The sequence below is a fragment of the Kibdelosporangium aridum genome, from assembly GCF_900176515.1.
GTDB classification, from domain to species: domain Bacteria; phylum Actinomycetota; class Actinomycetes; order Mycobacteriales; family Pseudonocardiaceae; genus Kibdelosporangium; species Kibdelosporangium aridum.
Map to the genome: position 1 here is coordinate 198,911 of NZ_FWXV01000006.1, position 11,169 is coordinate 210,079.

Consider the following 11,169-nt stretch of genomic DNA (forward strand, 5'->3'; position numbering starts at 1 on the left):
AAGGGAACCGACGCGATGGTAGGCCGGTGACCGGATGGTGCCCTCTCACCGGCGTCGGACATGGTGCCTGTGAGGGCTCGGCATTGTCACGGATCCAGTGGTAGGTAGTTGACCCCCAGAAGGACCATGTTCATCCCGGCGTTCTATGTTTTGTTGTATCGCAACGCGTTCGGTGTTGCCGACTGCCCCAATCCGGTACCACCCGACGTCACCGCTGTCGGCTGGGCAGACCAGTTCAGCGGCCCCTTTCGCGATCACGCAAGGAACGTGAGACTGACAAAGGCCCACCCTCGGTGCCGAGCCCGACCGTCGCAGACAGTTGTTGGCAGGGAGTGCGCGGCATGGCATCGACAGTGTGTCGTTTGTACCCGACAAGAGTGTCGCGAGTCTCGTCGGAGTTGCCAATGGAGCAAGGAGTTTCTGTGCAGTCTGGTGTGATTCGTCAGAGCGTGATGCTCACTGCCGCGGTACCGGCGCGCTGTCTCCGGCAGCAGAACCCGGAGTCCGGTGACGGCAGGCGTTCGGCAACCGCGTATCGAACACACCGGTGCCCTTCCGGCGGCGCACCACCGAATCCGCCGACGAGATCACCACAGCCGCACTGGTGATCCTGCACATCGAGCACGACCCCACCGCGTGACCACCCAGCGCAACAAACTGTTGTGCGGAACGACTCACTGACTTGGTCAGGCATGCCCTGACTACAGGAAAGCGCAAGAGCACCTCTGTGGACGCAAGAAGGGAACAACTATGACGCGCCCTGTTGTCACTCGCGAAGACATCTTCGCTGTCGTCAAGAAGAACATCGCCACCGTCATCGAAGGAGCTGAAGGCCTAGAGGTCACCGAGACAGCCAGCATGAAGGACTTTGGCGCGGACTCGCTGGAGATGGTGGAGGTGGTGTCGCGCTCGATGAAGGAGCTACGGATCAAGATCCCCCGCACCGAGCTGTCGACGGTGTCGAACCTCAAGGAGCTGGTGGACATCTTCGAGCACTTCGCCGCAGCCGCTTGAGGTGCCTGATGGAACGGACTTTTGATCAGCGTGTCGTGATCTCCGGTATGGGTGTGGTGACGTGTCTCGGCGAGAGTGTTCCCGAGTTCTGGGCAGGGCTTCTCGCCGGACGGTCGGGGATCACGAACTGGAAGAACATGGACAAGCGTGTGGAGTGCCGGGTCGCTGGTGACCTGAGCGACTTCGACTACCACGATCATCTGGACCGTGTGGGTCGTGGGTATGACGCCGAGCTGACGAAGGCAGTCAAGAGACTCCTTCGCATCACGCCGCTTTCCGGGCAGTTGGCAGCGTCTGCCGCGGTCCAGGCGTATGTCGACGCCGGGCTTGGTCGCGTCACGGTCGATCCTGATCGAGTCGGGCACGTGCTGGCCGGTCACAACCTGAACACGCCGATGATCACGGAGAACAGCCGTATCTTCGCCGACGATCCCGAGTACATGGCACCCCTGCTGGGGATGGTGGTCCTGGACACCGACGTCGTCGGTCTGGTCTGCGAGCTGTTGCAGCTGCGCGGGCCGAGCCTGATGGTCGGCGGCGCGTGTGCGAGCGGCAACTTGGCTGTCCTCAGTGGACTGGACATGATTCGGTCCGGCCGGGCGGACGTGGTCGTCGTCACGGGTGCCCCGGTTGCCATGGAGCCCGCGGTCATCCATTCATGGGTGGAGATCGAGGCGCTGACCTTCCGGTCGTTCAACGATGATCCGGCTCGCGCGAGCCGGCCCTTCGATGCCCGGCGGGAGGGCTTCGTGCCCAGTGAGGGTGCGGGCGCGGTGGTGATCGAGACGATGGCGAGCGCCCGCCGGCGCGGCGCGACCGTCTACGCGGAACTGCTCGGTGGCGCTGCGGCGTCGGATGGTTCCCGGCAGACCCGGCCACACCAGGACGGGCAGGAGCGTGCGATGCGCAACGCACTGCTGGATGCGCGTGTCCGCGCGGAGCAGGTCGACTACGTCAATGCCCATGCGACGTCGACGCCGCTGGGTGACGCGGTCGAGGTGGCTGCGGTCAAGGCCGTCCTCGGCGACCGGGCGCGCAGTGTTCCGGTGAACGCGACGAAGTCGATGATCGGGCACAGCCTCACCTCGGCTGGAGTCCTCGAACTGATCGCCACGACGCTGCAGATCCAGCATGGCGTTCTGCACCCGACGATCAACCAGGACGAGAAGGACCCGGAGCTCGATCTGGATTTCGTCCCGAACGAGGCCCGTGAGCACGCCGTCACTGTGGCGATCTCGAACTCGTTCGGTTTCGGCGGGATCAACTCGTGCCTGGTCGTGGGATGTCTAGGATGAACGCGTTCCTGTTCGCAGGGCAAGGCAGCGAACGGGTCGGCATGGGCGCCGACCTGACCGCTGCCTGCGCGGCCTGTCGCGCCAAGTTCGCCGCAGCGGACGAGGCACTGGGCCAGCCGTTGTCGCGGTGGATCGAGGAAGGGCCCGAGGAGGTACTGCGAAGCACTGAGATCGCGCAACCTGCGCTGCTGACACTCGGTGTCGCGCAAGCAGGACACCTGATGGCGCGTGGCGTCTGGCCAGTGGCACTCGCGGGACACAGCCTCGGCCAATACACCGCCTTGGTGATCGCCGGAGCGCTGAGTTTCAGCGATGCGGTGCGACTCGTCGCGGTACGTGGGCAGCTGATGCAGCGGGCTGTCCCGCGCGGAGCCGGAGCGATGGTGGCTGTCTCGGGCTTGCCGCGGGAGGTACTCGCGGTGGCGTGCAAGCTCGGCAACGAGCACGGTGTGGTTGGTGTGGCCTGCTTCAACGCACCCGGCCGAGCCGTTCTCTCCGGAGAAGCAGACGCCGTCGCGGTCGCTGCGGACGCCTGCGAGGACTTTGGCGGCGGTGTTATCGCCCTGCCGGTGAGTGCGCCGTTCCACAGCGCGCTCCTTGCGCCGATGGTTCCGCGGTTTGCTCGACTGGTGGCCGAAACACCAGTACAGACGCCGAGGATTCCTGTGGTGGACAATGTCACAGCGCAGCCGTTGCGCGACGCCGACGCGGTCCGGAAGTCCCTTGTGGACCAGATTGAAGCGCCGGTGCTGTTCGATGACAGCCTGCGCACCCTGGTAGAGCTGGGCGTTCAGCGTGTGATCGGGTGCGGACCGGGTACCGCGGGGCTGAAGTTCGCATCGCTGACCATTCCGGACGTCCCACGGGCGACGTTCGAGGAGACCGCGGCCGCGGCGAGCCATGTGGGAGGTGCACATGTCGGGCCGGTTTGACGGCAAGGGTTTTGTTGTCACCGGAGGTACGCGTGGCATCGGGCGGGCGATCGTGCTCGGCGCTGCCGCTGAAGGCGCCCGCGTGGTGTTCTGTGGACGCGGTGAATCCGCGCCTGTCGGAGCCGAGGTCGAGGCCGCTGCCCGTGCGGCGGGCGGTCAGGCGCGGTTCGTCCCGGCGGATGTCGCCGTGGAGGCAGATGTCGAGCGGTTGTTCGACAACGCCCTCGGATGGCTGGACGAGGTGCACGTCGTGGTGAACAACGCCGGTGTCACTCGTGACTCGTTGCTCGTGCAGACCACTCTCGAGGACTGGCGGTACGTACTGGACGTCAACCTTCGTGGTCCGTTCGTGGTATGCCGTCGCGCGGTGGACGAAATGCTGGCCCAGGGCAGTGGTGGCCGGATTGTGAACGTGGCTTCGTTCACGGCCAACGGTCTCGCGGGAGCGGCAAGCTATGCGGCCTCCAAGTCCGCTTTGCTGTCACTGACCCGGAGTGTGGCCAAAGAGTACGGTCGCCGCCGGATCTTGTGCAATGCGGTCGTTCCCGGGTTCGTCGAGACCGACATGACCACCGGATACCGTGCGGCTGCTCGGGCAGCACTGGCTCAGCTCTCACCCTACGGGCGGTTCGGGCTCGCGGAGGAAGTCGCGGGGACCGTCCTCTTTCTGGCATCAGATGAGGCATCGTTCGTGACGGGTGACGCGGTGTATGTGGCAGGAGCGGTACGTGACGTGCCGCGGATGACCTCATGACGTCGAAGGAAGCACCTATGCAGTTGGCAGTTGGTATCGACGACCTCACTCTCTATGGCAGCACACTGGCTGTGGACGCCGCCGCGCTCGCATCGGCCCGTGGCACCTCCGATCGTGAGATCCGGAGACTGCAACTGGTGCGCCGATCCTTGCCGCCGAGTTTCGAAGACCCGGTCACCTTGGCTGTGAATGCCGCGCGCCCGCTTACTGATCCGGATGACCCGGACCGTTACGGGCTACTGGTGGTAGCGACAGAGTCCGGTGTGGACTATGCGAAACCGCTGAGCTCCTATGTTCACAAGTACCTCCAGCTCTCACATCGCTGCCGGCATCTCGAAGTCAAGCACGCCTGCTACGCCGGCACGGCCGCACTGCGGCTGGCAAGCGCGTGGGTGCAGTGCAATCCCACCCGCCGAGCGCTCGTGATCACGACCGACATGGCCCGGCGACTGTTTTACGATCCCGGGGAGCCGGCCGAGGGTGCGGGCGCCGTCGCCATGGTTGTCGCGGCCGAGCCGCGGGTGCTCGCGTTTGAGCCGGCAAGTGGTGTGGCCGCGCGGGAGGTCTACGACGTGATGCGGCCGACCCCATCCCTTGAGACCATCCATTCTGGACTTTCTCTGGGCGCATATCTCGACCTGCTGGAACTGGCGTGGGATGGCTATCGCGAAGACGTCGGCGCTGACGTGCTCGACACCTTCAGCCATGTCATCTATCACACGCCGATCACTCCACTCGTTCAGCAGGCGCACGGACTCGTCGTCGAGGCCCATCAGCCGGATGCGGAACCGAGCGCCGTGGCGGAGAGCTTCGAGCGGATGGTCCGGCCTTCGCTGAAGTACTGTCAGGAACTCGGGAACACATACTCGGGGAGTTTGTGGGCAGCACTGGCCGCACTGGTGGATCACGCGCCATCGGTCGCGGCCGGCGAGCGGATCGGCTTGTACTCGTACGGTTCCGGTTCCTGTGCCGAGTTCTTCAGTGGCCGGTTCGGTGCGAGCGCGCGCGAAACCGTTGGCCGCCACCAGATCGGCCAGCACCTCGCCAGCCGCAGGCACGTGGATCTGGCCGTGTACGAACGGATTGTGCTGGACACCGAGCGGAGCCTGACCGAAGCGCATTTCAAGCCCGACACATCACTCGTGCCGGGTCTTCTCGATGCGGCTTACACCGGCCGGTCACGGCTGGTCCTCGAGGACGTGCGCGACTACTACCGGACATACGGCTGGATGTGACCTTGAACGAACGACTTCGGATCAAGCTGTCGGCCGTGTCCGGCCGGCCCACGATCACCGGCCCGCTTATCGAACACATCGTGACCACCCTGACCGAGGCGAAGGCTCGCTACATCACTGTCGAAGGTGAAGCGGGTGCGTTCTGCGAAGGCTTGGACTTGGGCCGTCTGTCGGACCCAGCCGAGGATTGGGCGGCTATCCATCATAGCTACGCGGATATGCTGCGGGCACTCGAGTGTGCTGCATGCCCAGTCGTCGCCCTGGTCGACGGTGTCGCTCTTGGCGGCGGACTCGGGCTTGTGGCCGCGGCCGATCTGGTGATCGCGACGCCAAGGTCCACATTCGGGCTTCCGGATGTCCTGGTTGGACTTGTTCCGGCGATCGCGTTGCCCCAGCTCACCCAACGTCTTGGGGTGGCCAAGGCCCGGCTGCTCGCACTTGACGGCGGGACTGTCGACGCGTCTACCGCGCTCCGGATTGGCCTGGTTGACGAGATAGCCGACGACCTCGACGTCGCGGTTGCCCGGCACGCACGCCGGTGGCTGCGGACGGACATTCGTGCACAGCACGAAGTCAAGGTGGCGAGCGCGGAGATGAACGCCCCGAATGCCGACGCCGAAGCAATGCGCCGGTTCACGAAGCTGCTCGCCACAGCCGAAACGCAGCGGCGAATCGTACGCATGGCGGCCGGTGAGCCACCGTGGCTTGACGACAGCGAAGGAGAGCTGTGACCACTCTTGGAACCATGCGCGACAAGGTCGTGGTCGTCACGGGTGGATCACGCGGTATCGGCCGTGCGGTCGTGCTCGCGGCTGCCGCGGCGGGTGCACAGGTGGCTTTCTGCGCACGGAAGCTTGGTCCTGCGACTGATGAGGTCATCACCCAGGTGGAGAGCCTGGCCGGCAAGGATCGTGGGCTTGCGGTCGCCGCGGACGTGGCCAGCGAGTCCGACGTCGAGGATCTGTTCGATGCGGTCGTCGACCGGTTCGACCGGGTGGATGTCGTGGTCAACAATGCCGGAATCAATCGCGACGCGCTGCTGGTGCACACCACGACCGAGGCGTTCGACGATGTGATCGCCACGAATCTGACCGGCGCGTTTCTCATCTGCCGTCGAGCTGTCCGGGAGTTCTTGGTACAAGGCAGCGGTGGACGGATCGTGTCGATCAGTTCGTTGTCGCAACACGGTGCGACATCCCAGGCGGCGTACGCGGCGAGCAAGGGTGGACTGCTCGGGCTCACTCGGACGATCGCGAAGGAGTACGGTCACAAGTCCATCATCGCGAACCTGGTGACTGTGGGATACGTGGAAACGGACCTCACCCAGCACTTCGATGAGGGTCTGCGCCGACTGCTGCTTGAGGCGACCCCCTTGCGGCGCAACGCAAAGCCGGAAGAGATCGCCGCGGCAGTACTGTTCCTGGCGTCGACGCGCGCCGGATACATCAACGGTGAGGCCGTATCGGCCACTGGCGGCTTGGCCGAGGTGGCGATGTGACCAGCGCACTGTACGGACTCGAACAAACCGCTGACGGCGTAGCCACTTTGCGGATCACCACCGATGAGACACCCCATGTCGGCGACGCTGCCCTGACGGCACTCGCGAATGCTGTCGATGTCATCAAACGTGATCCATCCATCCGCGTCTTGGTGCTCGAAGGTGGCGAGCAGCACTTCTGTAGCGGAGCAACCCGCGACACGCTGCTCGGCGCCGACGCACCACATGCCATCGCGCGGCTGATGGGTGGTTTTCCGCGACTGCTGCTGAGCCTGGAGATCCCGACGCTCGCGATGATGACCGGGCACGCGGTCGGCGGTGGCCTGATGCTCGGACTGTGGTGTGATGTCGCCGTACTGGCCAAGGAGTCGCTCTACGGAGCCAATTTCCTTGCTCTCGGCTTCACGCCGGGCATGGGTTCGACAGCGCTGCTCGAAGAGGTCTTCGGGGTGCCGCTCGCACGGGACCTCTTGCTCACTGGGCGAATGATCAAGGGCCGGGAGATCCGCGAAGCTGGGGTGCCGCTGTCGCACGCCGTAGTGCCTCGTCGTGACGTCAGAGACCGGACGTATGCGCTCGCCAGCGAAATGGCTCAGGCACCCCAGGCAGCGATGGGACTGCTCAAAGGACACATCTCGAAGAGACGTCGTGCCCAGCTCGAACGTGCGATCGCGGATGAACTCGCCATGCATACGACGGTGTTCGGCCATCCGGAGACCCGCACACGCATCAACGAGAGCTACCCCGCGCCGGTCGTCGCCGGCCAGGAAAAGGAGACAGCATGATCATGCCAGACTTCGCCGGCCGGGCGGTTCTGGTGACCGGAGGCACTCGTGGCCTCGGCAAGGCCATAGCGATGGAGTTCGCGCGTGCCAACGCGAGTGTGTTCGTCACGCACCGATGGGGCAGTGTCGAGGAGACCGAGCTCATCGGTGAGTTCGACGCCGCTGGACTTTCACCACCGGTCGTCGTCGAGGCCGACGCGAGCGACCACGCCGCGACGCGCGCCCTGATGGCTCACATCAAGTCACAGGCCAGTCAGCTCCACACCGTGGTCAGCAATGTGTCCTTCGCGAAGGTCGTCAACGACATGGACGACCTGAAGAGGTCCAGCATGGAGCTGTCACTCGGTTATTCGGCATGGCCTGTCGTCGACTTGGTGCAAAGCACACACGCCACATTCGGCTCGTACCCACGGTACGTCACGACGATGTCGAGCGACGGTGTCGAACTCTGCCACGACGGCTACGACCTGGCCGGTGTGTCCAAAGCCGCCCTTGAAACGCTCTGCCGATATCTTGCGGTGCGGCTCAAACCGCATGGTGTCCGCGTGAATGTCGTGCGTGCCGGCTATGTCGATACGCCCAGCTCACGGGCAGTCGTCGGCGATGACGTCGTGAAATCGGTCAAGGAGCGCGTCGACGTCGTCACGATGGACCCAGCCGGTGTCGGCCGGGCCTGCGTGGCCTTGTCGTCCGGACTGCTCGACTCGGTCACCGGGCAGGTCCTGAAGGTGGATGAAGGTATGTCGCTGCTCGGCCCATTGGAATTTCTCGTCGGCCGCCGTGAACGGTCCGAGTTCACCAGCGATGGCGCGGCGTTGGCCGCCGGCGTTGGTCAGGAGGCCCGATGATCGCCACGATGAGCGACGAGATCGCGGCTCTGTACAGGCGCGCCGAGAAAAGCCCGCTGGTCGACGACCGGCCCACGGCGACTGTGCTCGACCGCGCCGAAATCAAAGCGCTGTTGCCGCATCGGGACCCGTTCCTGCTTGTGGACCGCGTGACCATGCTGGACAGCGAACGCGGCATCGTAGTCGCCCGCTACGACCTGGCGCGAGCACGAGAGATATTCGCCGGGCACTTCCCCGGCCGGCCGGTATACCCAGGGGCACTGCAGATCGAGACCGTCGGGCAGGCCGGCATCATCATCGGCGGCATCCGCAACGGTGCGGTCACGAGCTTCTCCATGACGCATGTACAGGCTGCGCGGTTCACGCGGCCGGTACCTCCCGGCGGCGAGATCGAAGTCATAGCCCAGGTCGTCGAGGACGGTCTTTTCGCGACGACCGTGGGGCAGGTCATGCACGGCGGCGAGATCTGCTCGGTCGCCGCGCTATCAGGCCTAAGTGGAGAGTGAACAAGTGACCACCGTGAACGACGTGTTCAATGTCGTGGCCGATGACCCGGCAGCCGAGATGGCCGCCCTGGGACGCGCGCACGGCATCTACCCGTACTTCCTTCCGCTTGAGGAGAGCGAAGGAACCGAGGTCGTCATGGAGGGTAAACGCCTTGTGATGGCCGGGTCGAACAACTACCTCGGGCTGACCGCCCACCCGCGGGTGCGCGCAGCGGCCGTCGAGGCCGTGCAGCGATTCGGCACGTCCTGCACCGGCAGCAGACTGCTGAACGGCACACTGGCCATCCACCTCGAACTTGAGGAGCGGCTTGCGCGGTTCTTCGGCAAGGAAGACGCGCTGGTCTTCGCCACCGGCTACCAGAGCAATGTCGGCGCGATCACCGCGCTGCTGGGCCCGGCTCACATCGCCGTATGCGACAAGGAAGTCCATGCGTGCATCCTTGACGGGGTGCACATGGCCGGTTCCCAACTCGCACGGTTCCGGCACAACGATCCCGAAGACCTCGAAGCCGTGCTGGAGCTGTACGCGGACACGCCTGCCATGGTGATCGTGGACGGGGTTTACTCGATGGGTGGCGATCTCGCGAAACTGCCGGAGATCGTGAGCGTGGCACGCCGCCGCGGCGCCCGGGTGTACGTCGACGACGCCCATGGCCTCGGAGTGGTCGGCCCCGGCGGACGAGGGACCGCCGCCCATTTCGACCGCGTGCGCGATGTTGATCTCATCGTGAGCACGTTCAGCAAGTCACTGGCATCAGTGGGTGGTGTGGTCGCCGGTTCGGCCGAGGTGGTCGACTTCATCCGGCACCATGCGCGGTCGATGTTGTTCAGCGCGGCCCTGCCGCCGTCGAACACAGCAGCGGCACTGGCAGCCCTCGACGTACTGGAGAACGAGCCCGACCGCCCGATCCGCACCCAGCGACATGCGGACCGAGTCCGCCGGGAACTGCGGGCGATGGGATACGACTGCGGCACAAGCGAGACCTCCATCGTGCCGGTCTTCACCCGCGACGAGTCAACAACGGCCGCCGCCTGGAAGGAGCTGCTGGATCGCGGCGTCTACACGAACCCCGTGATGCCTCCAGGCGTGGCGCCAGGCCGGGGGATGCTCCGCACCAGCTACATGGCCACCCACACGGAAGCCCAGATCGACCAGGTCATCGCGGCGTTCGCTGACATCGCTGACATCGTCCGACCAGGTCAGGTCGAGTCGTGAAGGTAGGACGGCAGGCTCTTTCCAAATCCCTGTGAGGCCTCGGGATGCGTGGATTCCGCTTTCAGATCCTGCGGCGCTGATGGCGAGAGCACGGATCGCGCTGTTTGTTCTTGAGGCGCTTCCGAATGCGCGCACGGTACGCCGCTTCGTCGCAGACCATGTGGCGGACATCGCGTTCGTCGGCCTCTCGAACCCCAGGCGGCCCTCGACTGGCGGCTTTCTGGGGCAGGTGAGCCGACATCTTCGGCACTCCGGCTCGGGCTTCATGCCCTACCTCATGGTGAATTCCGGTCTGCCGGACCTCCTGAGGCCGCTCGCGCCACTGACCCAGGATTGGGTCGGCACCAGGGATTCACCCGATGCAACGCCGCTCAAGACACTGTGCGAGCGCCTGCACGTGCCAACGCTCAAGGTTGACGACGTGAATGGCGTGGAGGTCGCCCGCACACTGAGCGTGCACCGGACAGCTTCGGCATGACGCTGCATCGGTTGGGGCCGAGGATCGATACGGGCGCGATCCTCGTGCAAGAGCCGGTCTCGCTTCCCGCCGACGTGACGGCGACGCGTGCCTCAGTCCTTCTGTACATGCATGGCCGCACGATGCTGGAAACCCTGCTCGACGACATCGCTCGCACGGGAGCAGTACCGGAGGGGCGGGACGCTCCGGTACTGCCCTACTGTCCCTTTCCCGACCGACGGATGCTGCGCGACTTGCGTCGCCGCGGACTGAAGCTCACGGACATCCGTGACCTGCGCGACGCGATGAGCCTTTCCGGTGGAAGGAAAGCGACCGTGTGATTCCGAGCTTTGCTCTTGGTGATGATCCAGCATTCGCCGTGTCGAATCGGCAATGCGATCAGTTTCGCCCGGAAAAAGTGGAAGAGTTTGTGCGAAACCTAGCGTGCGCTTCGGGCCAGGGGCCAGTCGAGTGGCCTCCTGTGTTCGTCGGTCAGGGGTCTTAAACTGGAAGTATTCTTCGCGCAATAACGGGGCACGGGATTTCGTTCTACCCTTCGGCCCGGTTCGGCGCTGCGCGAATAACGTGACCGGATGACATTCCCGAGGGAGAATATGGAATGCTTAGGG

General features: G+C 64.8%; 13 protein-coding genes. All 13 read left to right on the plus strand.

Going from position 1 to position 11,169, the window contains the following annotated elements; all coding sequences use genetic code 11:
* Positions 1-750: 750 nt before the first annotated feature.
* Complete coding sequence (locus tag B9C43_RS31480; RefSeq protein WP_033388864.1) at positions 751-1,014, plus strand: phosphopantetheine-binding protein; 264 nt, start codon at positions 751-753, stop codon at positions 1,012-1,014.
* Positions 1,015-1,022: 8 nt separating this feature from the next.
* Complete coding sequence (locus tag B9C43_RS31485) at positions 1,023-2,309, plus strand: beta-ketoacyl-[acyl-carrier-protein] synthase family protein (RefSeq protein WP_084430522.1); 1,287 nt, start codon at positions 1,023-1,025, stop codon at positions 2,307-2,309.
* Positions 2,306-3,241, plus strand: coding sequence for an ACP S-malonyltransferase (locus tag B9C43_RS31490; RefSeq protein WP_160096810.1), 936 nt, complete (start codon positions 2,306-2,308; stop codon positions 3,239-3,241). The genes B9C43_RS31485 and B9C43_RS31490 overlap by 4 nt, the downstream gene beginning before the upstream one ends.
* On the plus strand, positions 3,225-3,995 hold the full coding sequence (locus tag B9C43_RS31495) for an SDR family NAD(P)-dependent oxidoreductase (protein ID WP_033388863.1): 771 nt from the start codon (positions 3,225-3,227) through the stop codon (positions 3,993-3,995). Before B9C43_RS31490 ends, B9C43_RS31495 begins: the two co-directional genes overlap by 17 nt.
* Before the next feature lie 17 nt (positions 3,996-4,012).
* On the plus strand, positions 4,013-5,230 hold the full coding sequence (locus B9C43_RS31500) for a hydroxymethylglutaryl-CoA synthase family protein (protein ID WP_033388862.1): 1,218 nt from the start codon (positions 4,013-4,015) through the stop codon (positions 5,228-5,230).
* Between the two features lie 2 nt (positions 5,231-5,232).
* Positions 5,233-5,961, plus strand: coding sequence for an enoyl-CoA hydratase/isomerase family protein (locus tag B9C43_RS31505; protein ID WP_160096812.1), 729 nt, complete (start codon positions 5,233-5,235; stop codon positions 5,959-5,961).
* A complete protein-coding gene (locus B9C43_RS31510) occupies positions 5,958-6,728 on the plus strand; it encodes an SDR family NAD(P)-dependent oxidoreductase (RefSeq protein ID WP_051896848.1) in 771 nt (256 codons plus the stop codon). The genes B9C43_RS31505 and B9C43_RS31510 overlap by 4 nt, the downstream gene beginning before the upstream one ends.
* Positions 6,725-7,513 (plus strand): polyketide synthase, encoded by a 789-nt coding sequence (locus tag B9C43_RS31515; protein WP_160096814.1) that lies wholly within the window; start codon positions 6,725-6,727, stop codon positions 7,511-7,513. The genes B9C43_RS31510 and B9C43_RS31515 overlap by 4 nt, the downstream gene beginning before the upstream one ends.
* Positions 7,510-8,361, plus strand: a complete 852-nt coding sequence (locus B9C43_RS31520; RefSeq protein ID WP_033388861.1) for an SDR family NAD(P)-dependent oxidoreductase — start codon at positions 7,510-7,512, stop codon at positions 8,359-8,361. Before B9C43_RS31515 ends, B9C43_RS31520 begins: the two co-directional genes overlap by 4 nt.
* A complete protein-coding gene (locus B9C43_RS31525) occupies positions 8,358-8,867 on the plus strand; it encodes a 3-hydroxyacyl-ACP dehydratase FabZ family protein (protein ID WP_051896846.1) in 510 nt (169 codons plus the stop codon). The genes B9C43_RS31520 and B9C43_RS31525 overlap by 4 nt, the downstream gene beginning before the upstream one ends.
* A 4-nt stretch (positions 8,868-8,871) precedes the next feature.
* The gene (locus B9C43_RS31530) at positions 8,872-10,083 is read left to right on the plus strand and encodes an aminotransferase class I/II-fold pyridoxal phosphate-dependent enzyme (RefSeq protein WP_200825776.1); all 1,212 of its coding nucleotides are present in this window, start codon (positions 8,872-8,874) and stop codon (positions 10,081-10,083) included.
* Between the two features lie 79 nt (positions 10,084-10,162).
* A complete protein-coding gene (locus B9C43_RS57675; RefSeq protein ID WP_200825777.1) occupies positions 10,163-10,561 on the plus strand; it encodes a hypothetical protein in 399 nt (132 codons plus the stop codon).
* A complete protein-coding gene (locus B9C43_RS57680; RefSeq protein WP_200825778.1) occupies positions 10,558-10,881 on the plus strand; it encodes a hypothetical protein in 324 nt (107 codons plus the stop codon). The genes B9C43_RS57675 and B9C43_RS57680 overlap by 4 nt, the downstream gene beginning before the upstream one ends.
* Positions 10,882-11,169 lie beyond the last annotated feature (288 nt).